We start from the raw sequence: 23,560 nt of genomic DNA, 5'->3' as shown, positions 1-23,560 counted from the left end.
ACTGTCGCGAAAGGTGCAGAAAACGTACGATCGTGCTAATTTAGCCACAACTTTTTTGGACCAACAATGAGCAATTCCACCATACAGTCGCTCGGCATCGTTGGCACGGGCGCCATGGGCCGGGGCATCGCCCAGATCGCCGCCCAGGCGGGCCTGACGGTCAGCCTGTTCGACGTCAATGCCCAGGCCGTGGCCGCCGCGCGCCAGTACCTGCAGGACACCTTTGCCAAGCTGGCCGACAAGGGCAAGATCAGCGCCGCCGACAGCGAAGCCGCGCTGGCCCGCGTGAAGGCCTGCACCGCGCTGGAAGACCTGGCCGGCTGCGACATGGTGCTGGAAGCCATTGTGGAACGCCTCGACGTCAAGCGCGACCTCGTGGCCAAGCTCGAAGCCATTCTGCGTGAAGACGCCGTGATTGCGTCGAATACCTCGTCGCTGTCGATCACGGCCATCGCCGTGGGATCGAAGAAGCCGGGCCGCGTGGTCGGCTATCACTTCTTCAATCCGGTGCCGCTGATGAAGGTCGTCGAAGTCATCGACGGTCTCTCGGGCGACCCCACCATCGGCGACCGCCTGATGGAGCTGTCGCGCCGCATGGGCCACACGCCGGTGCGCTGCAAGGACATGCCGGGCTTTATCGTGAACCATGCCGGCCGCGGCATGAACATCGAGGGCCTGAAGGCTGCGCAGGAAGGCGTGGCCGAGTTCGTCGACATCGACAACATCATGCGCGAGCAGGCTGGCTTCCGCATGGGTCCGTTCGAACTGATGGACCTGACCGGGCTGGACGTATCGCACCCGGTGATGGAATCGATCTACAACCAGTTCTATCAGGAACCGCGCTACCGTCCGTCGCCGATCACGGCGCTGCGTTCGGTGGGTGGCCTGCTGGGCCGCAAGACCGGCGCGGGCTTCTACGCGTATCCGGAAGGCCAGAAGCAGATTCCCGCAACGAAGGCCGTGCCTGACAGCCGTCCGGCCAGCGTCTGGGTGAGCCGCGCCAACGAGCGTGGCCACGCGATGGCGGTGAAGCTGCTGGGCGCGCTGGGTGCCAACGTCGAAGGTGGCAATACGCCGTCCGCCGATGCACTGATCGTCGTGACGCCGCTGGGTCTGGATGCCACCACGGCGGCGCTGCAGGAAGGTCTGGACGCCACGCGCGTGGTCGCCATCGACACGCTGCTGCCGTTCGAGGCCACCAAGCGCCGCACGCTGATGACCACGCCGGCCACGAGCGCTGCCGCACGCGACGCCGCACACGGCCTGTTCGCCAGCGATGGCGTGCCGGTGACCGTGATCCGCGACTCGGCCGGTTTCATCGCCCAGCGCATCATCGGCTGCATCGTGAACATCGCCAGCGACATCGCGCAGCAACGCATTGCCACGCCGACCGATATCGACCTGGCCGTGAACCTGGGCCTCGGTTATCCGAAGGGTCCGCTGGCACTGGGCGATACGATCGGCGCCAACGTGATCCTGGAAGTGCTGCGCAACATGAACCAACTGACCGGTGACATGCGTTATCGCCCGAGCCCTTGGCTGTGGCGTCGTGCGGGCCTTGGCCTGTCGCTGCTGACCGAAGAAGCCTGATTTTTGAAGCGGGCGCCCCGATGAGACACGGGGCGCCTTTTTGTTTCCCCCAGACAATGAGGCTGCAATGACTGCCCAGCTGCTGTCCGAACGCGTCGGCTCGACGCTCGTCCTGACCATCTCCAACCCGGAAGCCCGCAACGCGCTGCATCCGGACATCTACGCTGCCTCGCGCAAGGCCCTCGACGCGGCCACCACCGATGATTCGATCCGCGCCGTGGTGCTGACTGGCGCCGACGGCGTGTTCTGCGCGGGCGGCAACCTGAACCGCCTGCTCGGCAATCGCTCGCAGCCGCCTTCGGTGCAGGAAGAAAGCATCGGCGTGCTGAACGCGTGGATCGAATCGTTCCATGCCTTTCCGAAGCCGATCATTGCCGCCGTGGAAGGCCCAGCCGCCGGCGCCGGTTTCTCGATCGTACTGGCCTGCGACTTCGTCGTGGCGGCCAGCGATGCCAAGTTCGTGATGGCCTACGTCAAGGTGGGCCTGACGCCCGATGGCGGCGGCTCGTACGAGCTCGCACGCATGCTGCCGCGCCAGTTGGCCAGCGAAATGATGATGGAAGGCAAACCGGTGGACCCGGCCCGTCTGGCACACTTCGGCATCGTCAATCGCGTGGTCGCGCCGGGACAGGCACTGACCGAGGCGCTGGCCATCGGCGCGAGCATCGGCCGCGAGTCGCCGAACGCCGTGAGCGGCATCAAGGCACTGATCCATCACGCGGGCACTGCCTCGCTGAGCGAACATCTGCTTGCCGAGCGCGACAGCTTCGTGGCGGCGCTGCATCACAAGGACGGCGGCGAAGGCATCAGCGCCTTCCTCGAGAAGCGCAAGCCCGACTACCGCTAGGCATCCACTGCCCGGTTCCGACAACGATCACAAAACAAAGACATTGCGGAGAGAGACAACGATGAGCACCAACGTTTCGCACTTTGAAGGCACACGCCCCGTGGCGGACCAGCAGCGCTTCGACATGGACGCGCTCGAAGCCTGGATGCGCGAGCATGTGGAAGGTTTCGCCGGCCCGCTCACCATCGAGCAGTTCAAGGGCGGCCAGTCGAACCCCACCTTCAAGCTGATCACGCCGGGCCAGACCTATGTGATGCGCGCCAAGCCGGGTCCGAAGTCCAAGCTGCTGCCGTCGGCGCATGCCATCGAGCGCGAGTACCGCGTGATGAAGGCGCTGGCCGGCACGGATGTGCCCGTGGCGCATATGTACGCGCTGTGCGAGGACGAGGACGTGATCGGCCGCGCTTTCTACATCATGGAGTTCGTCAGCGGCCGCGTGCTGTGGGACCAGTCGCTGCCGGACATGACCACCAGCGAGCGCGCCGCCATCTATGACGAGATGAACCGCGTCATCGCCGCACTACATTCGGTGGACTACAAGGCCATCGGGCTGGCCGACTACGGCAAGCCCGGCAACTATTTCCAGCGCCAGATCGAGCGCTGGAGCAAGCAATACAAGCTGTCCGAGACCGAGTCGATCCCGGCCATGGACCAGTTGATCGCCTGGCTGCCCGAACATATTCCGCAGGAATCCTCCGAGCTGACCAGCATCGTCCACGGCGACTACCGCCTCGACAATCTGATGTTCCACCCCACCGAGCCGAAGGTGCTGGCCGTGCTGGACTGGGAACTGTCGACGCTGGGCCACCCGATGGCCGATTTCGGCTACCACTGCATGAGCTGGCACATCCAGCCGGGCCAGTTCCGCGGCATCGCGGGACTCGACCATGCGGCGCTGGGCATTCCCGACGAGGCGACGTATCGCCGCCTGTACGAGCAGCGCACGGATCGCCCCATCACCGGCGACTGGAATTTCTACCTCGCCTTCAGCATGTTCCGCATTGCCGGGATTCTGCAAGGGATCATGAAGCGCGTGGTGGACGGCACGGCATCGTCGGCGCAGGCGCTGGACGCCGGCAAACGGGCTAGGCCGATGGCGGAGATGGGGTGGGAGTATGCGAAGAAGGCGGGGGCTTGAGGCTTAGGCATCCCCTCTCCCCAAGGTTTGCTCCCCTCTCCCGCAAAGTGCGAGAGGGGAGCAGACCGGCGGGGGAGCAAAACATACAGTCGTCAGACAACTGATGAACCACCCGAGGCCGTGCTCTTGCCTCCATGTCCCTACATTAGACGCGCGCTCTACGTGTTTTCCCGATAGACCCGGACCGCGCGCCAGCCTACACTTCCCTCCATTCGTTGTACGACAACTGATGATAAGTGTTGACTGGAGACACAGCATGACCTCTTCTCGCCGCCAATTTCTCGGCCAGCTTCCCGGCCTGGCCGCTTTGGGTGCCGTTGGCACGTCTGGCATTCTGGCGCCGGCGTCCGCCTGGGCGCAGGACAAGTGGCCGACCAAGCCGATTCGCCTGGTGGTGCCCTACCCCGCCGGCGGCTCGTCCGACATCATCGCCCGCCTGATCAGCAAGCCGCTGGGCGAAGCGCTGGGCCAGGCCGTCGTGGTCGATAACAAGCCGGGCGCGAACGGCAACATCGGCGCGGCGATCGTGGCGCAATCGGGTACGGACAACCACACGCTGCTGCTCTGCGACGTGGGCGCGCTGGCCATCAGCCCATCGGTCTATACCAAGCTCACGTTCAATCCGGACAAGGACCTGAAGGCTGTGGGCATGCTGGCCTACTCGCCGCACCTGCTGGTCGTGCATCCGTCCGTGCCGGCCAACAACCTCAAGGAACTGGTGGCGCTGTCGCACAAGCAGCCGCTGAACTTCGCCGTGACCGCCATCGGCAGCGCGCCGCACCTGGCCGGCGTGGCCGTGCAGCAAGCAACGCAGGCAGCGTGGCAGTACGTGCCCTACAAGGGCGGTGCACAGGCGATTGCCGACACCGTTGGCGGCACCGCACAAGTGCTGATGAACGGCATGCTGGCCACGCTGCCGCATGTGCAGTCGGGCAAGCTCAAGCTGCTGGCCGTGTCCAAGCGCTCGCGCATGGCGCTCGTCAGCCAGACGCCGACCATCGCCGAAAGCGGCGTGCCGAACTTCGAGTCGGGCACGTGGCAAGGCGTGATGGCGCCATCCGGCATGCCCGACGCGCTGGTGCAACGCATCAACACCGAACTGGTCCGCATCATCCGCACGCCGGAAATCCGCGCCAACCTGGCTGGCCAGGGTGCGGAAGTCGTGACGATGAACCCGGCCGATACCGGCAAATGGTTCAGCGCCGAAGAAAAGCGCTGGGCGCAGGTAGTGAAAGCCGCCGGAGTAAAACTGGACGCATAACAGGCTGGTTCAGGACGATTCTGGCGGCCTAGCCAGAACCGCTTCGCCCTGAACCATCCTGCCACACCGTCAGCAGAGCCATCGAAAACGGGCGCGAACTTCGCGCCCGTTTTTCTTTAGCGGCGAGCCCTCAATCCCCCAGCGCCACACCCTCGCGGCGCGGATCGGCGCCACCGGCCCAGACCTGCTTGCCGTCGACGGTCTTGCGCATCACGGCCTGCGTGCCGCTGGTCATTTCGATCTCGGCCACCTGATGGCCCTGTTGTTTCAGCGCCTCCACCAGTTGCGGTGTCACCAGGCCCCGCTCCACTTCGGTCGGACCATTGCGGCTGCCGAAGTTGGCCATGCCCACGGCCTGCTGCACGTCCATGTTCCAGTCCAGCAGCCCGACCAGCGTCTTCGACACGTACTCGATGATCTGGGACCCACCCGGCGAGCCGAGCGCCGCCACGAACTTGCCGCTCTGGCGATCGAACACCAGCGTCGGTGCCATGGAGGAGCGGGGACGCTTGCCAGGTTCCACGCGGTTGGCCACAGGCTTGCCGTTCTCGGTCGGCGTGAACGAGAAATCCGTCATCTCGTTGTTGAGCATGAAGCCGCGCACCATGATGTGGGAGCCGAAGTACGACTCGATCGTGGTCGTCATCGACAGCGCCCCGCCCCGGTTGTCCACGGCCACGATCTGTGACGTGGAGATGCGCGGCGGCGAACGGTCCGGTGCAAACGACACCTTCACGCCCGGCGGCGTCCCCGGCTGGGCCTTGCCCATGCTCTTGTCGCCGATCAGGGCAGCGCGCTCGGCCAGATAGCCAGGGCTGACCATCGCCGCCACGTCCACCGGCACGAAGTCGGCATCGGCCACATACAGGCCACGGTCGGCGTAGGCGAGCCGGTCGGCTTCGGCGATGGCATGCACGGCAAGAGGATTCGGCTCGACCTTCGAGGGCAGGCTGACGGCAGTGGGCTTCAGGCTGGCCAGCGCGTAGCGCGGATCACGTTTCTCCAGCGCCTCCAGCGTGCCGAGGATCTGCGCAATGGCGATACCACCCGACGACGGCGGCGGCATGCCGCAGATCTTCCATTGCCGATAGTCGGTACAGACCGGCACACGCACCTTGGCCTTGTAGCCTTTCAGATCCGCCAGCGAGAGGCTGCCGGGATTGGCGTGGCCGTTGACCTTGGTAACGATCTCGCGCGCAATTGGCCCGTTGTAGAACACGTTCGGACCATGCCGTGCAATATCGCGTAGCGTCTGTGCCAGTTGCGGGTTCTTGACCATCGTCCCCACGGCTTTCGCCTTGCCCTGCCCGTCGAGAAAGTACGCGGTCATCTCGGGCGAGCCGCCCATGAACTTGTCGGCCGCCACCTGCGTGTACAGCCGCTGCGACATCGGGAATCCGTTCTCGGCCAGCTTGATGGCCGGCTGGAACAGCCGCGCCCACGGCAGGCGGCCATGATCGCGATGCGCCATTTCCAGCGCGCGCAGCACGCCGGGCACACCCACCGAGCGACCGCCGATCTGCCCTTCCGAAAACTCCATCGGCTTGCCGTCAGCGCGCATGAACAGGTTCTCGGTGGCGCCAGCCGGTGCGGTTTCGCGGCCATCGTAAGCCTGCACGCGCTTGCCGTCCCAATACATGATGAAGGCGCCGCCGCCGATGCCCGTGGCCTGTGGCTCCACCAGCGTCAGCACGGCCTGCATTGCCACGGCGGCGTCGATGGCCGAGCCACCCGCGCGCAGGATCTCGCGCCCGGCTTCGGTCGCCAGCGGGTTCGCAGCGGCAGCCATGTGTTTCTGGGCGAAGGTGGTGGTCATGCCGGGCCGGTAGCCCGACGAGACCTCGGGGGCCGGCGGCATGGCGGCCGGGGCAGGCTGTGCGGTGGCAGCTGGCGGTGCGGCAGGCGGTGCCGCCTTCTCCGCCGTGGTACCGCACGCCGCCAGCAACGTGGCCAGCGCCGCAGCCAGTGCGCCGCGCCAGCGCAGGGAATCGGAAGGGGTGGATCGAGTCACCCGGGATGCCTGGGAAGGCGATGTTGCCGCTGCGTCCGTCATGCCGTCACTCCTTGGGGGAAGGTTCGGCGATTGTAGCGGCGATCCGGGCCCCAGGGAGGGGCGAAAATTCTCAAAACTGCACTTGGCGATGTGCTCAGGCTGGGCTCCGGTGGACTTCCGAGGAAAGTTGCGCCGGTGCAAACCCCGCGCAGCCTCCTGCCTCGTTACAGCCTCCAGAACCGGCACGCATGCCGACAAGGAGGCCACACCATGCAACCCCAGATCACCCGCGCCGCTGCACGCATCCTGCTGCCGGCAACGCTCACGTTGCTCGCGGCCATGACGGCGGCCCTGACCGGCTGCGGCGGATCGGCCCGGCTTGGCGAGCCCGCGAATGTGCCAGCTTCCACACCCTTGACACCGCCGCCGCCCCCCGCGCCCACGCCGCCGTACATCCTGCAGCCGCCCATATCGGAGCAGTCGGACAGCCGTGCACCGATGGCGGAATCTGCAATGCGCCACCCTGCCGCGCCGATGGCCGCGATGAAAAGGATGCCGTCGCCATCCTTCTCCCCGATGCCGGCGCCGCAGGATCGCGAGCGCTACGCCGCCATTGCCGAAAACGGCATCCAGCTCGTGGCGAGCCAGCCGGTCTCCACGTTCAGCATCGACGTCGATACGGGCAGCTACAGCAACGTCCGCCGCATGCTTAACGCGGGGCGCCTGCCACCCGCCGATGCGGTGCGTGTTGAGGAACTGGTCAACTACTTCCCCTACGACTACGCGCCACCCTCCGACGGTCGCCCGTTTGCAGTGCATACCGCGCTGGCCCCGTCGCCCTGGCAGCCGGGCAACGTGCTGCTGCGTATCGGCATCAAGGGTCAGGACATGGCGCGGGCGAGCATGCCCTCGGCCAACCTCGTGTTCCTGGTCGATGTCTCCGGTTCGATGGATACACCGGACAAGCTGCCGCTGCTCAAGGCATCGCTGAAGCTGCTGGTAGGCGCGCTGCGGCCGCAGGACCGGATCACGCTGGTGACCTACGCGGGTCGCACGCAGATTGCATTGCCGCCGACCTCGGGATCGGAGAAAGCCGCGATCGTCTCCGCCATCGATCAGTTGCAGGCAGGCGGCAGCACCGCAGGCGCAAGCGGCATCGCGCTGGCCTATCAGGCAGCGCAGCAGAGCTTTGTCACCGGAGGCATCAATCGCATCCTGCTGGCGACCGATGGCGATTTCAACGTGGGCGTGACCGACTTCCGCCAGTTGAAGAGCATGGTCGAGGAGAAGCGCAAATCCGGTGTCTCGCTGTCGACGCTCGGCTTCGGTGCGGGCAACTACAACGACCAGATGATGGAGCAGTTGGCCGATGCGGGCGACGGGGCGTACTCATACATCGACAACCTCATGGAAGGCAACAAGGTGCTGGTGGGCGAAATGCAATCCACGCTGGCGACCATCGCACGCGACGTGAAGATCCAGATCGAGTTCAACCCGTCGACGGTGCGCGAATATCGCCTGCTCGGCTACGAGAACCGCCTGCTGGCGCGCGAGGATTTTCACAACGACAAGGTCGATGCCGGCGACGTTGGCGCGGGACACACGGTCACCGCGCTCTACGAACTGACGCTGGCCGATGGCACGGGTCTGATCGATCCATTGCGCTACCAATCAACCACGCCCGCTACGGACGCACGCAACAACGAACTGGCCCATGTGAAGCTGCGTTTCAAGCGCACCGATGTTTCGCGCAGCGAACTGACCGATTTCACGGTCACGCGCCAGGCTATCCAGCCGCTGGCGCGCGCGGATGCCGACTTCCGGTTCGCCGTGGCCGTCAGCGGTTTCGGGCAGGTGCTGCGCGGCGGCAAGTTCACCGGCAACTGGACACTCGACGATGCCCGCGTACTCGCGGCCAGCGCGAGCGGCGCGGATCGTTTTGGCTATCGAGGCGAGTTCCTCAAGCTTGTATCGCTAGCGCAGTCGCTTTCCACGGCAGCGGTGCCGCAGCGACCCACGCAGCACTGATTGCGGAGACCGCCACGGCTTGCGCCTATACTCGTCGACATGACCGTTACTCCCTCTGCCGCCTCCGCAGGTATCGCCGCAGATATCACTGCGTTGCCCGATGCCGACCTGATGCTCCTGGTAGCCAGCGGCGTCATCGAAGCGCCCATCGCCGAGCTGTTCCGTCGCCATAACCCCGGCCTCTACAACTATGTGGCGTGGTTGTGCAGGGGCGATACGGGCGAGGCCGAGGACATCGCGCAGCGCACGTGGATACAGCTCATGACGCGCTGTGGCGATTACCTGCCCACCGCCGCGTTCCGCACGTTCCTGTTCCAGATCGCGCGCAATGCGTGGATGGATCAGGTACGCAGCGCGCATGCGCGGCTGCGCGAATCGCTCGACGATCACGAGGCCGCCATGCCGGCCGATGACCTCACGCCGGAGGCCGAAGCGCAACTGCGCCAGAACATGGCCGCCGTGCACGACGCGCTGTTGCAGTTGCCGGTGACGCAGCGCGAGGTGGTGGTGCTGCGCTATTTCAGCGATATGAGTGTCGAAGACATCGCCGCGATGCTGGGCGAGAAGTTCGAGACCGTCAAAAGCCGGCTGCGCTATGCGTTCATGCGCCTGCGGGTTGTGCTGGCGGAAGTCTCGCCAGGAGATGCGGGCCGGGAGTTGCGTCCATGACCGATACGCGCCCCCGTCGCGACGCTGCCAACCACGACGCCGTGGACAACTTCATCGATGGTGAAGATCGTCTCTCCGCACTGCTGCGCGACCTGCCGCCGTTCGAAGCTCCGGCGACACTGGCCGTGTCAGTCGCCACAGCGGCACGTGCCGTGCAGGCCCGCATGGCTGCCGAAGCCGAGACCAGCGTGGCACGCGTGACCGCACCGCCGCCCACGTTCACAGCGCCGCCGACGCTCTCCGGCAGCGTGCTGCGCGAGGCCGCACGTCTCCAGCAAGCGCAGACAACACGGCGCAATGCGATGTTCGACCAGATCGATGCCGGCCAGTCTGCACAGGACGTGCTGGGCGCACCCATCAGCGATGCGGGACACGCATGGTTGCGTGAACAGGCTGCGCAACATCGCGACGCGGCGTCGTCGGCAGCCCCTACCCCGCTGCCGAGAAAGCCAAAGCTATCGCGCTGGTGGAAATCGCTCGGCATCGCGGCGAGCGCATTCGCGGTAGCGGGACTCGCCACGCAGATCGTGCTGCGGCAACTCGATGACGGTACGCCGATGACGGCCTCGCTGTCATCGAACGTCATGTTGTCCGATGCACCGCCGCCAGCAACGGTTGCATCGCCGGAACCGGCTGCGGAAATGGCCGCCAGGACCAACGCGACGGACGATGCGTCTTCGGTGCGATCAAAGTCGACCGAGGCGACTAAAGCGACTGAGTCGAGTGTGGCATCCAGGCCCGCCCAGCCGGTAGCGCGAAAGTCCGCACCGATGGCCACGCCACCATCGGACAGCGCCAACGCTGCGCACGAGTCTGCACGGGAACCGGCCGCGGCGGCAGCGGCGGCAGCACCGGCCGCGCCGCCCATCGCCTTCGCGGAACGGGCACCGTCAGAACCCGCACCGCCTCCGGCGCCTGCGCCCGCGTTCGTACAATCGGCGCCGCCCCCACCCGCCGCGTTGCGCGCACGACGCGCGCCGCAAGCCGCGCTCAATGCTGCGGCACCGGAGGATTCGGCAACGGCGGATTCCGCAGCATCGATTCCATCGGCCATCGCCACTAAATCGGCAACCGTCACCATCGAGGACGATCCCGCATCGGTGGCACTGCAATGGCGTCCGGGCAAGGCGCTGCGCATCTGGAGCGCGGAGCCCGATAACGCCGCCGTGCATGACTGGGTGACACGTCTGTGGGCGGCGATGCCTGCGGAAGCGCGCCCCGCCGCACCATATGGCATCGAGCGCGATGAAACGCTGGGGCGCGGACAGTTGCGCATTGCGCAGCCGCCATCGTCGTCGCCATGAAAAAACGGGAGGCCGAAGCCTCCCGTTTTTTCATGTGCGACCCAACCGCTTACAGCGTCGTGAACGACCAGTTCAGGTTCACGCCCTGCCCGTTCAGCGTGCCGCCGACGGTGACGTTGTAGCGCGTCTTGCTCGCCAGCGGCGTGCGCGGCGTGCAGATCGCCAGCCCGCGCGCGGCACTCGACATGCCCGACGTGCGCGCATCCACTTTCTCGCAAGGCACGTTGTTGCCCGAGGCGTCGGTAATCGAGAACGTATCCGCGTTGAACGTCAGCGAGGTATTCACAGATTGCACCGTGACCGGATAGCCCATGGTCTGACCCGCATACGATGGCGCCGGATTCGGGCTTTCGTTATTGACCCAGCTCGTCGGCACATCGGCCTGACCATTCCACGGATACGCCACCATCTGGTTGTCCGCGCCACCCACGCTGCGGTCGGCCAGGTCGATGGTCTGGTAGTAGTTCGCAGTCGTGCCGCCGCTGCTGCCAGCGCCGACGCTTTCAGCGAAACCACTGCCAGCCGATCCGTAGCTGCCGAGCAGTGCAGCGCGATGGAACGGCGCGTTGATCAGATCCACTACGAGCGCGTCCTTCGGGCTCATCGACAGGTTTGCGTTCGCTGCCGAAGTCCAGCGATTGGCGCCTGCCACCACTTCCGCGGTGGCGTTGCTCGCATACGCAGCCTGGATACGGTCGTCCGGCGCGGCGCCGGTGTAGCCGGTCTTGCCCGACTGCTCGTCGTGCGTCAGCGTCTGGTTGGCGAGCATGTAGGCCGTGTGGTTCTGCGCCACGGTGTTGAGCGCATCGCGCGCCGTCAGCGGCGCCAGACCCACCTGCTCGCGCCGGTAGTTGGCATAGCAGAGACCCGCCGCACGCGGTTCGTCGAGCACGCGATAGCCCGAGGCACCGGTGCCGCGTGCAGGCAGCAGGCTCACGGCGCCAGTCACTGGCGTGCCGGCTGTGCCGGTGACCGTGTAGCACGCGCGGTCCGCGCCCGCAGGCAACGACGTCGAAGGCGTGGTGCCAGCTTGCGTGCCGGCCTGCTGCGCGCTCGATGCATTGCCCGCGCTGGGCGTGGCCGAGCTGGCGGAAGATCCGCCGTCACCGCCGCCGCAAGCGGCCAGTGTCAGCGCTGCGAGCGCGGCAGTGGCGCTGGCAAGCGTGGATCGACGAGTGAATGCGTGGTGCAAGTGTTTCCCTGGCATGTGAAGCGGCTCGATATACAGGAATGGGGAGAACTGCCCGCATGCCCGATGTATGAACCGGGAAAACGCCAGGGCGCTGCAGCGCCGTGATGTGATGCGTACTGGAGCAGATGAACGGGGACGATGGTAGGGATGCCCATCATCACCGTCCAGCATCCGAACATTTTCTTACGGTGTGATCCGAGCGCGCCGCACGTGTGAGGGAATCAGGCTGGCGAGGGGCTCGCCACATCGGCCATACCAATCCCGAGCGACGCCATCACCGCCATCAACTGCTCGCGCAGCCAGCGGTTCGCGCCATCGTTCTCGCCACCCGCGTGCCAGTACAAATGCAACTCGAGCGATGGCACCTTGAAAGGCAGCGACAGCAGACGGTTGGCATAGGGTTCGTTGGCGATGCGTGCATAGCGCAGTGGCAGCGTGGCCAGCAAATCCGTGCAACTGACCACGCGGCACGCCGCCGCATAGTGCTGGCAGCGCAGCCGCACGCGTCGCGTCAGACCCATGCGATGCAATGCCTGGTCCTCCAGCCCGGCACCGCGCCGCCGCGACGATACGTGTACGTGTTCCGCCGCGAGATATCGTTCCAGCGTCAGTTCCTTTTTCACCAGCGGATGATCGCGCCGCGCCAGCACTACCATCGGATCAGACATGAATGCCGCGTGATGGATGGCCGGCGATACCGGCAGCAGGATATCGAGCGCGGCATCGAGCGTGCCGGCCAGCAGTTCGGATTCCATCTCGCGCCGGTCGAAGCGGATCGCGGCAATCTCCACGTGCGGCGCGATGGCCGTCACGCGCGCCATCAGCGGCGGCAACAGCGTGGACTCCAAGGCATCGCGCATGCCGATGGTGAAACGCCGCGTGGTGTTGGCAGGATCAAAGTGCGGCGTATCCTGCAGCGTGCGCGCAAACGATTGCAGCGCGCCGCGAATCTCGGCGGCCAGTGAACGCGCCAGCGGCGTGGGCGCCATGCCCTGCCCGCGTCGCTCGAACAGCGGATCGTCGAACAGCGTGCGCAGCCGCCCAAGCGCGTGGCTCACGGCTGGCTGCGTCAGGTTCAACTGCCGCGCGGCGGCGGTGATGCTGCCCTCGCTATGGATGGCGTCGAACACCACGAAAAGGTTGAGATCGATCCGGCTGAGCTGCATGGCACCTTCCTGCGAGATGGCTTTGGCGCATTCTGGCACGGGATGCATCAAATTGATACTGACCAATCCAGAAAATTCATTTTTCTAATTTCACAGCTTGGATTAGAGTAGCCACAGTCGGCACGGCGCGCCCGTCACAAGCGTCATTACGTCACACCCCCAGTCACCAACCCAGCCGAATCCGGCAAGGGTTACCGAGGAGACCCCATGCAATTCGAGTACTCGCCGAAGGTCAAGGAGATGCAGGCCAGGCTGCTGGCGTTCTTTGACCAGCACATCTACCCGAACGAAAAGCGCTTCTATGCCGAAGTGCAGGCCAACCGCGAGGCCGGCAATGCGTGGATTCCGACCAAGGTGGTGGAAGAACTGAAGCCGCTGGCACGCGAAGCCGGTCTCTGGAACCTGTTCCTGCCGCGCTCCAAGCGTGCACCGGAAGGGCTCTCCAACCTCGAATACGCGCCGATGTGCGAGATCATGGGCCGGGTGCCCTGGTCCGCCGAAGTGTTCAACTGCGCCGCGCCGGACACCGGCAACATGGAAACGCTGGAGCGCTACGCTTCGGAAGCCCTCAAGGACCAATGGCTGGAACCGCTGCTGCGCGGCGAGATCCGCTCGGCCTTCCTGATGACCGAGCCGGCCGTGGCCTCGTCCGATGCCACCAACATCGAATGCCGCATCGAGCGTGACGGTGACCACTATGTGATCAACGGTACCAAGTGGTGGTCGTCGGGTGCAGGCGATCCGCGCTGCAAGGTCTACATCGTGATGGGCAAGACCGATCCCGAGGCAGGCCGCCACGAACAGCAATCGATGATCGTGGTGCCGGCCGACACGCCGGGCATCACCATCAAGCGCTTCCTGCCCGTGTTCGGCTACGACGACGCGCCGCACGGCCACATGGAAATCGAACTCAAGAACGTGCGCGTGCCGGTGGGCAACATCCTGCTGGGTGAAGGTCGCGGCTTCGAGATCGCACAAGGTCGCCTCGGGCCGGGCCGCATTCACCACTGCATGCGCAGCGTTGGCGTGGCCGAGCGTGCGCTGGAACTGATGTGCAAGCGCAGCCTGGAGCGCGTAGCGTTCGGCAAGCAGATCGCCCGTCATGGCGTGACGCAGGAACGCATCGCCGAAGCCCGGTGCGATATCGAAATGGCACGACTGCTGACGCTGAAAGCCGCGTACATGATGGATACCGTCGGCAACAAGGTGGCCAAGGCCGAGATCGCGATGATCAAGGTGGTGGCACCGAACGTGGCGCTGCGCGTCATCGACTGGGCCATTCAGGTGTACGGCGCGGCTGGCGTGTCGAACGACTTCCCGCTGGCAAACTGGTGGGCGCACCAGCGCACGCTGCGCCTGGCCGATGGTCCGGACGAAGTGCACCGCAACGCCATCGCCAAGCTCGAACTGGCCAAGCACATGAACCTGAATCCGGACAGCATCCAGATGCCGGTGACGCGCGGTTCGTGATGGCTTCTTGATGTAGCGATACGCGCAAGTCAAAGGCCCGACGGCACTTCCCGTCGGGCTTTTTTCATTGTGGCGTCGGCCTTGCCGCACGCGGCCTTCAGGGATCATGCACCGCCAGCAAGGTTATTCCTTCTGTGCTTAAATGCCTCGGCCCAAACCCCAACCATCCACGGAGCGCGTTGCAAATGATCGACGTCTATTCCTGGGCCACGCCCAATGGCCACAAGGTTCACATCATGCTCGAGGAATGTGGTCTCGAGTACCGGGTGCATCCGATCAACATCGGCGCCGGCGACCAGTTCGGCGAGGACTTCCTTCGCATCAGCCCGAACAACAAGATTCCTGCCATTGTCGATAGCGACGGCCCCGACGGCGAGCCGATCTCCCTGTTCGAATCCGGCGCGATCCTGCTATACCTCGCCAGCAAGACCGGAAAGTTCCTGCCCGAAGATGTGCGCGGCAAATATGACGCGCTGCAGTGGCTGATGTTCCAGATGGGCGGTGTGGGTCCGATGCTGGGCCAGGCGCATCATTTCCGCATCTACGCGCCCGAAAAAATCGAGTACGCCGTGAATCGCTACACCAACGAGGCGAAGCGTCTTTATGGCGTGATCGACAAGCAGTTGTCCAATCATGCATGGCTGGCCGGCGACAGCTATTCGATCGCGGACATCGCAACGTTCCCATGGCTGCGCAGCTGGCAGAACCAGGGCGTGGAACTCTCCGACTATCCGCATCTGAAGCGCTGGTTCGACGAGATCGCGGCCCGCCCTGCCGTGCAACGTGGCGTCGAGGTACTGGCGAAAGAGCGCAAGCCGCTGCACACCGACCGCGAACGGGAAATCCTGTTTGGTGCCACGCAGTACCAGCGACGCTGACCGCGAGGCCGGAACCGTCAGGCAACGGCGTGCATCAACTGCGGAGCGGACATCGGCCGGACTTGCCTGGCGCGTGCGCGCGCGGGGCTGGCCGCCGATCCGCGATGGCAGCACAGCAGGCCGGTTCCGGGCAGCAGCGCGTCGATGCAATACTCCTCGCCGGGAGCCGGGGCAAAGCTCATGCCGGCCTGCAGCAGGATCGTGGCCAGTCCATCGGGCATGGTCGGGTCGCGCCATTGCAGGCTCAGCGCGCCGTGGTGGCAGGCCGCCCAGCACAGCCCGACCGCGTCGAAGTGCTGTGCCCAGTTCGGTTCGCCAGGCTCGATAGCCAGGAACTCGCCACGTCCGGACACGTCTTCTTCGGCGATGCGGCGTTTCAACGCAATGGTCCTGCCGATCACGCTATCGACCACGGTATGGAGCACCAACGAACGCCCCGGTTCCGGCACGAAGACATCGCCGCTGGTCAGGACGGCCAGTTCAAGGCCACCGTCGAGCACGCGGACACCGCCCTGCATGCAGGCGAGCCACTGCGGACGCTCCAGTTGCGGAATCCGATAGCGCGTGGACCCTTGTACCGGCACCGTTTCGGAGACGTGACCAAGCCCGGCCGTTGCCGGAATGACACATATCCGCCGGGATAGGTTTGTTGTAATTGGTGTGATTTCGCACGGCAAGGCACTGCGCGTACGGAGGGTCGAAGACGTGAAAACCTGCATGGCATTCCCTCGAAACGGAGCATGGGACGCAGAAGGTCCCGGAATGCGCAATGGAAGGCGTGATGCGGCTCTCCGCCCGACATCCACTACGCGACTGCCCCGTTTCAGTACGACGTGAGACATCGTACCGGCCATCTCTGGTGCCGCACCCATGGCGGGCGCATCCCTTAATATGCGGATCTGGCACCGATAGAACGACGAACTATAAGTTGTCGTTGCCTATAGGTCAAACCCTTAGGCTCGTCCAACTTAGAGACTTAATATCCACACAGCAGCACTATGACAGCAGACCCACTCAAGCTGTTTGGCCGACATCTGACCTGGCTGCGCAAGCAGCGCGGCTGGTCGCAGGAGGCGCTGTCGCTGGAAAGCGGCCTTGCCCGATCCTACCTCAGCGGCATCGAGCGCGGCACGCGCAATGTTGCGCTATATAACATCTGTACCCTGGCAGACACGCTCGGCGTTGCGCCCAACGATATGCTTGACTTTATCAAGCATCGTGAGGAAAGCGCAACAGAGCCGCCGCGCTCGCCGTTCGACGCGGAGCAGTCTCCCTCGGTACAGGCCACGCTGCGCTACATGTCCGAGCTCAACGACGTGGATCGCGACGTCGTGGCTGGCGTGGCGCGTGCGCTGGCACGCCGCCACGTTCGATAGACTGCCCGGGCGGGTCCGGGCAAGCCTCAGACGCCGAGTTGCTCAGACGTCGAGCATGCCCTGCCGCTCGATGAAGGCGATGATCTCGTCGAGGCCCTGACCCGACTTGACACTGCCCATCACGAACGGACGCTCGCCGCGCATCTTGCGCGTATCGCTCTCCATGATCTCCAGGTTCGCGCCGACGTACGGCGCGAGGTCGGTCTTGTTGACCACCAGCAGATCAGATTTCGTGATGCCCGGCCCGCCCTTGCGCGGGATCTTCTCGCCGCCGGCTACATCAATCACGTAGATCGTCAGGTCCGACAGTTCCGGACTGAACGTGGCGGCAAGGTTGTCACCGCCGGATTCGATAAAGACCACATCGGCATCCGGGAACTTCGCCAGCATGCGATCCACCGCTTCCAGGTTGATCGACGCATCCTCGCGAATCGCCGTATGCGGGCAACCGCCCGTCTCCACACCCATGATCCGCTCGGCCGGCAACGCGCCAGAGACCGTCAGCAGGCGCTGGTCTTCCTTCGTATAGATATCGTTGGTGATTGCCACCAGGTCATAGCGCTCGCGCATGGCCTTGCAGAGCATCTCCAACAGGGTGGTCTTACCGGAGCCCACCGGGCCGCCCACGCCAACGCGCAGCGGAGGATTCTTCTTGGTTCGGGTCATGATGAGAGTCGAGTGATCAGGATCGGAACAGCCGGGAGTACTGCGTCTCGTGTCTGGCGGACAGCAGGCCCAGCATCGGGGAAAACGTCGAGAGTTGCGGCGGCTGTGCGTCGGTGCGGCGCTGCGCTTCGTCAACGGCATCGAGCACCGCAGCATGCAGCCCGCGCAGCATGCGCTGCCCGGCCACCTGCCCCAGCGGCACGGCCTTGATTGCCGCAGCCACCTGGTTCTCGGCCCAGTTGAAGGCATAGGCCCCCAGGCCATCGCGCTCGTCGATGGCGAGTGCCACGCACGCGGCGGTGAATGCGGTGGGCAGGCAAAGCGGCGACATCGCCTGCAATGCCTGACGCATGGCGTCGTCGCCCCACTCCATCTGCGCGATCAACTTCGCCAGCGACCAACCCATCTGCTCCGTCTCCAGCCGCAACTCGGACGTCTCGCGTGTGGCGTGGAACCAGTCGTTCCACTTGGCCACGGATGACGAGTCATTGCTCGCCCATGCGCGATGCAGCAGCAGCCAGATGGGCGCTTCGCACTGGGCTTGGACGTGGGTGAGGTTGTCGTGAATCCACTCGCTCGCGCTATCGGCGTCTTTCACCAGTCCGCAGTCGATGGCGGCCTCCAGGCCTTGGGAATAGCTGAAGCCGCCGATGGGGAGGGCTGGGGAGGCGAGGTGGAGGAGGGAGATGAGTTGGCTTAATGCAGTCATGGAACTCGCCTCGATTTGACGCGCCGGCCCTCTCCCCCTGCCCCTCTCCCGGAGGGAGAGGGGAGAACACAATCGGCTTGCTCCCCTCTCCCGCGTGCGGGAGAGGGGTTGGGGGAGAGGGCAGGCGGTTCAACAAGCCCTTTCGCCAGAACTGTCAATCGAATCGCCTCCAGCACACCATCCGTTTCTTCATGCACCTGGTTGTTCCAGAATCGCAGCACCGTATAACCCTGCGCTTCCAGCCACTGGTCGCGATCGAAGTCGCTGAGGGAACCATGTTGACCGCCATCGGCTTCGACGATCAGCTTGTATTCCATGCAGAGGAAATCGGCGATGTAAGGGCCGATTGGCATCTGGCGTTTGAACTTCAGGCCGAGGAAGCGATGCGCGCGCAGGTGATACCAGAGGCGCTGTTCGGCTGTGGTTTGATTCGATCGGAGCTGACGAATGAATTCGTGGTGAGTCAGGCGCCGGCCCTCTCCCCCTGCCCCTCTCCCAGAGGGAGAGGGGAGCAAACCATCGGTGTTCTCCCCTCTCCCGCGTGCGGGAGAGGGGTCGGGGGAGAGGGTCAGCGGTTCAATCATCGTGAGCTCACATCAGTGCTTGTGCCCACAGTGTTCCCCATGCACATGCCCATCCCCATGATCGTGATCATGCCCATGATGATGCTCGTGAAACACCGCCTGCGCCACTGCATAGTCTTCCGCAAACGTCGCGTCATGCCCATGCTTGTGCCCACCGCCATACGCCCCAGCTTCCGGTTCGAACGGCGCATCAGCGCGCGTGGTCTGTACACCGAGCCGGGTCAGCATGTCGGCCAGCACAGAGTCGTACTCAAGACGGAGATAGTCGCGACCGATCTCCACCGGCGTATGCCGATTACCGAGGTGATAGGCCGCGCGCATCAATGCGAGCGGATCGCTTGCGGACACCTGCAGTACCGCTTCCGCAGCGGCCTGCACTTCGATGAACGTACCGTCTTCTGCTACCAGCAGATCTCCGCCGCGCAACACGGTGCCGCGTGGCAGGAACAATGCGGCTTCCGCGCCGTTGTCGAGCACTGCGCGCAGGCGGCTCTTGCTGCGGTCGCCGAATGGCAGGACGAGCTTGGGTGCGCGGCGCACCAGCACGGGCGCGATGCCGTGCGGCGCGGGCAGGACTTTATCGATCTTGATCACGGGTCAGAACAGGAAATAGCGCTGCGCCATCGGCAGCACGGTGGCGGGTTCGCACATCAGCAACTGACCATCGGCCACGACCTGATAGGTCTCCGGGTCGACGGTGACGTTCGGCTGCCAGTCATTGTGGATCATGTCGCGCTTGCTGACAGTACGCGTGCCGCGCACGGTTGCCAATGTTTTCGCCAATCCATAGCGTCCACCCACATCAGCCGCCATGGCCGACTGCGACACGAACGTTAGCGACGACTTCGGCAACGCACCACCCGCCGAGGCAAACATCGGGCGGTAATGCACAGGCTGCGGCGTCGGAATCGATGCATTGGGGTCACCCATCGCCGCCGCAGCAATCATGCCACCCTTCAAGATCAGGCTCGGCTTCACGCCGAAGAACGCGGGACGCCACAACACCAGATCGGCCCACTTGCCAACTTCGATCGAACCCACTTCATGCGCGATGCCGTGCGTCAGCGCTGGATTAATCGTGTACTTGGCGATATAGCGCTTCACGCGGAAGTTGTCGTGACCACCGCGCGCATCGTGCGGATCGCCGGGCAGCTTGCCACGTTGCGCCGCCATCTTGTGCGCGGTCTGCCAGGTGCGGATGATCACCTCGCCCACGCGGCCCATGGCCTGCGAATCGCTCGAGATCATCGAGAACGCGCCGAGGTCATGCAGGATGTCTTCGGCGGCGATCGTCTCGCGCCGGATGCGGGATTCGGCAAAGGCGATGTCCTCGGCAATCGACGGGTCCAGGTGATGGCACACCATCAGCATGTCCAGGTGCTCGTCCAGCGTGTTGACCGTGTACGGGCGCGTGGGATTGGTCGATGACGGCAGCACGTTGGCTTCGCCGCACACCTTGATGATGTCCGGCGCGTGGCCGCCGCCCGCCCCTTCCGTGTGATACGTATGGATCGTGCGGCCTTTGAACGCGGCAATCGTCGCCTCGACGAAACCGCCTTCGTTCAGCGTATCGGTGTGAATCGCCACCTGCGTGTCGGTGTCATCGGCAACCGAGAGACACGTATCGATGGCCTGCGGCGTGGTGCCCCAGTCCTCATGCAGCTTCAGGCCGATAGCGCCCGCTTCCACCTGTTCCGTCAGCGGACCCGGCTGGCTCGCATTGCCTTTGCCCAGGAAGCCGATGTTCATCGGATAGGCATCGGCCGCCTGCAGCATGCGCTCCATGTACCAGGGGCCTGGCGTCACCGTGGTGGCGAATGTGCCTGTGGCGGGGCCAGTACCACCGCCGATCATCGTCGTCACACCGCTCATCAGCGCTTCGTCAATCTGCTGCGGGCAGATGAAGTGGATGTGCGTGTCGATGCCGCCCGCCGTGACGATCATGCCTTCACCGGCAATCACCTCGGTGCCCGGTCCCACGACAATCGTCACGCCCGGCTGGATATCCGGATTGCCGGCCTTGCCGATCCCCGCGATGCGTCCGTGCTTGAGGCCGATATCGGCCTTGACGATGCCCCAGTGATCGATGATCAGCGCATTGGTGATGACGGTGTCCACGCAGTCCTTGGACATGCGCTGGCTCTGCCCCATGCCGTCGCGAATCACCTTGCCGCCGCCGAACTTCACTTCCTCGCCGTAGATCGTGAAATCCTTCTCCACCTCTACGACCAGTCCCGTATCCGCCAGACGCAAACGATCGCCCGTGGTAGGGCCGAACATCTCGGCATAGGCTTGCCGCGAAATCTTCACGCTCATCACAGCGCTCCCATGATCTTGCCGTTGAAGCCGTAGACGATGCGGTCACCGTCCAGCGCCACCAGTTGCACCGTGCGCGACTGGCCTGGCTCGAAACGCACCGCCGTGCCCGCTGCGATGTCGAGCCGGAAGCCGCGTGCAGCCTCGCGATCGAAAGACAGCGCCGGATTGGTTTCATAGAAGTGGAAGTGCGAGCCCACCTGCACCGGACGGTCGCCGGTATTGGCCACGGTCACGCTGACCGTCGCGCGCCCCACGTTCAGCTCGATCTCGCCGTCCATCGGCATCAGTTCACCGGGAATCATCGCCATGCTCCTTGTGCGTGGATTGGCCGTTCAGGCCACGAGCAGGCCGACGCCATACAGCGCCACGCCCGCACCCGCCACGCGTGCGATCCAGCCCGCATGACGACGCAGGAACGCGCCCGCGCCGATACCCATCACATGCAGCGCCATCGTGCTCACGGCGAAGCCGCCAACGTAGGCCAGCACTGCCGGCAGTGCCTCCGCCGTAGCGGGCAGTTCGGCACCATGTGCATACCCATGGAACAGCGCGAAGCCGCCGACGATGGCCATGCCCGCCATCGCGGACAACTTCGCGCGTGCCGCCACCAACAGGCCGATCACGAGCAGCGATGCGGCAATCATCGGCTCCACGGCCGGCAGCGTCACGCCACCGAGACCGAGCGCGGCGCCAACCAGCATCATCGCGACGAACGCGAACGGCAGTCGCAGCAGATCCATCTTCGATGTGCTGTTATCGAACGATCCCTTCGGCGATGCAGCCAGTGCGCTCCACACGCCCACGGCCGCCATGGCCAGCAGGTGGTCCGCACCCGTGAACGGATGCGCGAGGCCCGCGAACAGGCTGGCGCTAACGGTGGCGCCATCATGGCCTGGATGGGCGAAGGCCGATGCAGTAGCGAGAGTCAGCGTGGCGCCTGCGGTCAGGTGCGAAAAAATCCGGCGCGAGGAAAGCATGCGGTGCATAGGGTTCAACCTCTTCTTGTTGGATGCGGTTCAGATAATCGGACAGTCGATCAATCAGACAATCGGGTGATGCACGGTGACGAGCTTGGTGCCGTCCGGGAACGTGGCTTCCACCTGGATTTCGGGAATCATTTCCGCCACGCCATCCATGACGTCTTCGAGCGCCAGCACCTTGGTGCCTTCGTGCATCAGCTCGGCCACGGTGCGACCATCACGTGCGCCTTCCATGATCGCGGCGGTAATCAGCGCAATGGCTTCGGGATAGTTGAGCTTGAGTCCGCGCGCGCGGCGGCGTTCGGCCAGCAGCGCAGCGGTGAAAATCAGCAGCTTGTCTTTCTCGCGTGGCGTCAGTTCCATATCGGCTTCCGTTCGAGTGTTCTTGTTGTTTGCTTGTTTGGGGCTTCGTCGTGTTCAGGTGGCCCAAAGCCGCAGCGGCCGTGCAGGCACGCCGTGGATCGGCATGCGCAGCATTTGCCAGCTATCGATCATCAGATTTCGCACCGCTTCCATGTCGCGTCCCAGCACGCGCATCAGCAGCATCGGCATCGATGCGCCGCGTGCTGCCAGGCAGGTAACACCGGCGCGCAGATCGGGGCGATATGGCAGGCGCTCGGCCAGTGATTCGGCGAGGTCTTGCGTAGCGCCCTGCCCCACCGCCCACAGCGTGCCAAGGATCGGCAATCCATCCATACCCGCCACGGCGCCGCGCAGCGGCGATGCCGCATCGAAATGCGATTGCTCGATCCACAGCGGGTGTTCGACACCGCCGATCCGTGTATCGAGCCAGAGCGAGCCGCTGGCCCATCGCTCACCGGACGCCAGGCGTCCCAGCACGACGGCATCCCAGCCAATGGCACTACCGCCCTGCGCAACAGTCACGTCCGTGGCAATGCGCGCGCGGGCATCGTCAAAGACGATGTTCTCCTGCGGCAGCCAGTCGAGCTTGCCGCCTTCGGCCACGTCGATGCGCACCTGCTGCGCCGCATCGCGTCCCGCCGACTTGTACCACTTGGTGGCACCGGGCGTCGCCAGCACGGCGTGCGCGTTGGTGCCGACTGCAATGTCGATATCGAGCAGGTCACCACCCGCCACGCCAGCCGGCGGATGCAGCACCACGCCATGGCAGATATCCCCTTCGGGATACAGCGGCTTCTGCACGCGTAGCGGCCCCTCATGGCGACGCTCGACCATGGCGGTCCGGCCCGCACGCACGGCAAAGCGCAGGCACAGGCTGGCGTGCCAGGCCGATGGCAAGGCGAGCGAAGAAGGAAAGTCAGGGTGACGCATGAAGGGGGGCGTGAGTGCGAGAAGATACGCCGAGGCGTTGGCGCAGATCATAGCGCGCAGCCGCCCTCACCGGAAGGTGGCTGTGCGCTGTTCGACC

Annotated in this window: 23 protein-coding genes; 10 read left to right on the top strand and 13 right to left on the bottom strand. The window is 64.7% G+C overall.

All coding sequences use genetic code 11. The annotated features are described in order from the left end of the window. The first annotated feature begins 66 nt into the window (after nt 1-66). From GA566_RS04685 to GA566_RS04670, 4 genes are all read left to right on the top strand, one after another. Nucleotides 67-1,590 carry a 3-hydroxyacyl-CoA dehydrogenase gene (locus tag GA566_RS04685; protein WP_160471810.1) on the top strand — a complete coding sequence of 508 codons (1,524 nt, stop codon included), beginning with the start codon at nt 67-69 and terminating at the stop codon, nt 1,588-1,590. Nucleotides 1,591-1,657: 67 nt separating this feature from the next. Further along, the gene (locus GA566_RS04680) at nt 1,658-2,437 is read left to right on the top strand and encodes an oxepin-CoA hydrolase, alternative type (protein WP_160471809.1); all 780 of its coding nucleotides are present in this window, start codon (nt 1,658-1,660) and stop codon (nt 2,435-2,437) included. 61 nt (nt 2,438-2,498) lie between these two features. After that, entirely contained in the window at nt 2,499-3,575 is a 1,077-nt protein-coding gene (locus GA566_RS04675; protein ID WP_160471807.1) for a phosphotransferase, read from the top strand. A 256-nt stretch (nt 3,576-3,831) separates the two neighbouring features. Beyond that, entirely contained in the window at nt 3,832-4,836 is a 1,005-nt protein-coding gene (locus GA566_RS04670; RefSeq protein WP_137923059.1) for a tripartite tricarboxylate transporter substrate binding protein, read from the top strand. A gap of 130 nt (nt 4,837-4,966) precedes the next feature. Here GA566_RS04670 and ggt read toward each other — a convergent pair whose 3' ends face one another. Beyond that, a complete protein-coding gene (ggt, locus tag GA566_RS04665) occupies nt 4,967-6,889 on the bottom strand; it encodes a gamma-glutamyltransferase (protein WP_160471805.1) in 1,923 nt (640 codons plus the stop codon). A gap of 210 nt (nt 6,890-7,099) precedes the next feature. On the opposite strand from ggt, the gene GA566_RS04660 reads away from it, so the two are divergent. The 3 genes from GA566_RS04660 to GA566_RS04650 are packed head-to-tail and all read left to right on the top strand — an operon-like array spanning nt 7,100 to nt 10,830. Further along, nucleotides 7,100-8,857 carry a VWA domain-containing protein gene (locus tag GA566_RS04660; protein WP_237380052.1) on the top strand — a complete coding sequence of 586 codons (1,758 nt, stop codon included), beginning with the start codon at nt 7,100-7,102 and terminating at the stop codon, nt 8,855-8,857. Nucleotides 8,858-8,896: 39 nt separating this feature from the next. Then, on the top strand, nt 8,897-9,526 hold the full coding sequence (locus tag GA566_RS04655) for a sigma-70 family RNA polymerase sigma factor (RefSeq protein ID WP_137923056.1): 630 nt from the start codon (nt 8,897-8,899) through the stop codon (nt 9,524-9,526). Next, on the top strand, nt 9,523-10,830 hold the full coding sequence (locus GA566_RS04650; protein WP_160471803.1) for a hypothetical protein: 1,308 nt from the start codon (nt 9,523-9,525) through the stop codon (nt 10,828-10,830). Before GA566_RS04655 ends, GA566_RS04650 begins: the two co-directional genes overlap by 4 nt. Nucleotides 10,831-10,879: 49 nt before the next feature. On the opposite strand, the gene GA566_RS04645 is transcribed toward GA566_RS04650, so the two are convergent. Further along, nucleotides 10,880-12,037, bottom strand: coding sequence for a CAP domain-containing protein (locus GA566_RS04645; protein WP_160471795.1), 1,158 nt, complete (start codon nt 12,035-12,037; stop codon nt 10,880-10,882). Between the two features lie 206 nt (nt 12,038-12,243). Further along, complete coding sequence (locus GA566_RS04640; RefSeq protein ID WP_160471793.1) at nt 12,244-13,188, bottom strand: LysR family transcriptional regulator; 945 nt, start codon at nt 13,186-13,188, stop codon at nt 12,244-12,246. A gap of 207 nt (nt 13,189-13,395) precedes the next feature. Between GA566_RS04640 and GA566_RS04635 the strand changes: the two genes are divergently transcribed. Both GA566_RS04635 and GA566_RS04630 read left to right on the top strand, forming a co-directional pair. After that, the gene (locus GA566_RS04635) at nt 13,396-14,658 is read left to right on the top strand and encodes an acyl-CoA dehydrogenase family protein (protein WP_137923052.1); all 1,263 of its coding nucleotides are present in this window, start codon (nt 13,396-13,398) and stop codon (nt 14,656-14,658) included. Between the two features lie 185 nt (nt 14,659-14,843). Further along, entirely contained in the window at nt 14,844-15,536 is a 693-nt protein-coding gene (locus GA566_RS04630) for a glutathione binding-like protein (protein ID WP_160471791.1), read from the top strand. A gap of 17 nt (nt 15,537-15,553) precedes the next feature. Here GA566_RS04630 and GA566_RS04625 read toward each other — a convergent pair whose 3' ends face one another. Next, the gene (locus GA566_RS04625; protein WP_137923050.1) at nt 15,554-16,120 is read right to left on the bottom strand and encodes a hypothetical protein; all 567 of its coding nucleotides are present in this window, start codon (nt 16,118-16,120) and stop codon (nt 15,554-15,556) included. Between the two features lie 414 nt (nt 16,121-16,534). Here GA566_RS04625 and GA566_RS04620 point away from each other — a divergent pair, with 414 nt between their 5' ends. Further along, nucleotides 16,535-16,912, top strand: a complete 378-nt coding sequence (locus tag GA566_RS04620) for a helix-turn-helix domain-containing protein (RefSeq protein WP_137923049.1) — start codon at nt 16,535-16,537, stop codon at nt 16,910-16,912. A gap of 42 nt (nt 16,913-16,954) precedes the next feature. Here the strand turns inward: GA566_RS04620 and ureG are convergent, their stop codons facing one another. Genes ureG through GA566_RS04575 form a run of 9 tightly spaced genes read right to left on the bottom strand, consistent with a single transcriptional unit; the run spans nt 16,955 to nt 23,463 of the window. Beyond that, nucleotides 16,955-17,578, bottom strand: coding sequence for an urease accessory protein UreG (gene ureG, locus GA566_RS04615; RefSeq protein WP_160471790.1), 624 nt, complete (start codon nt 17,576-17,578; stop codon nt 16,955-16,957). Nucleotides 17,579-17,594: 16 nt separating this feature from the next. Next, nucleotides 17,595-18,287, bottom strand: a complete 693-nt coding sequence (locus GA566_RS04610) for an urease accessory protein UreF (protein ID WP_160471788.1) — start codon at nt 18,285-18,287, stop codon at nt 17,595-17,597. Beyond that, nucleotides 18,284-18,871: an endonuclease domain-containing protein gene (locus tag GA566_RS04605; RefSeq protein ID WP_160471787.1), complete on the bottom strand. Its 588-nt coding sequence runs from the start codon at nt 18,869-18,871 to the stop codon at nt 18,284-18,286. Before GA566_RS04605 ends, GA566_RS04610 begins: the two co-directional genes overlap by 4 nt. A gap of 12 nt (nt 18,872-18,883) precedes the next feature. Then, entirely contained in the window at nt 18,884-19,465 is a 582-nt protein-coding gene (gene ureE, locus GA566_RS04600) for an urease accessory protein UreE (protein WP_160471785.1), read from the bottom strand. A gap of 3 nt (nt 19,466-19,468) precedes the next feature. Further along, a complete protein-coding gene (gene ureC, locus GA566_RS04595) occupies nt 19,469-21,187 on the bottom strand; it encodes an urease subunit alpha (protein ID WP_137923044.1) in 1,719 nt (572 codons plus the stop codon). Next, a complete protein-coding gene (locus GA566_RS04590; protein ID WP_160473218.1) occupies nt 21,187-21,492 on the bottom strand; it encodes an urease subunit beta in 306 nt (101 codons plus the stop codon). The genes ureC and GA566_RS04590 overlap by 1 nt, the downstream gene beginning before the upstream one ends. A gap of 30 nt (nt 21,493-21,522) precedes the next feature. Next, complete coding sequence (locus GA566_RS04585; protein WP_160471783.1) at nt 21,523-22,176, bottom strand: HupE/UreJ family protein; 654 nt, start codon at nt 22,174-22,176, stop codon at nt 21,523-21,525. 54 nt (nt 22,177-22,230) lie between these two features. After that, nucleotides 22,231-22,533 (bottom strand): urease subunit gamma, encoded by a 303-nt coding sequence (locus GA566_RS04580; protein WP_137923042.1) that lies wholly within the window; start codon nt 22,531-22,533, stop codon nt 22,231-22,233. A gap of 54 nt (nt 22,534-22,587) precedes the next feature. Then, entirely contained in the window at nt 22,588-23,463 is an 876-nt protein-coding gene (locus GA566_RS04575) for an urease accessory protein UreD (protein WP_160471781.1), read from the bottom strand. Nucleotides 23,464-23,560: the final 97 nt, after the last annotated feature.

Origin of the sequence: Cupriavidus sp. SW-Y-13, from assembly GCF_009793345.1 — a bacterium.
Classification (GTDB): domain Bacteria; phylum Pseudomonadota; class Gammaproteobacteria; order Burkholderiales; family Burkholderiaceae; genus Cupriavidus.
The sequence above is the reverse complement of the archived record's forward strand: the minus strand, read 5'-3'. Positions and strand labels throughout refer to the sequence as shown.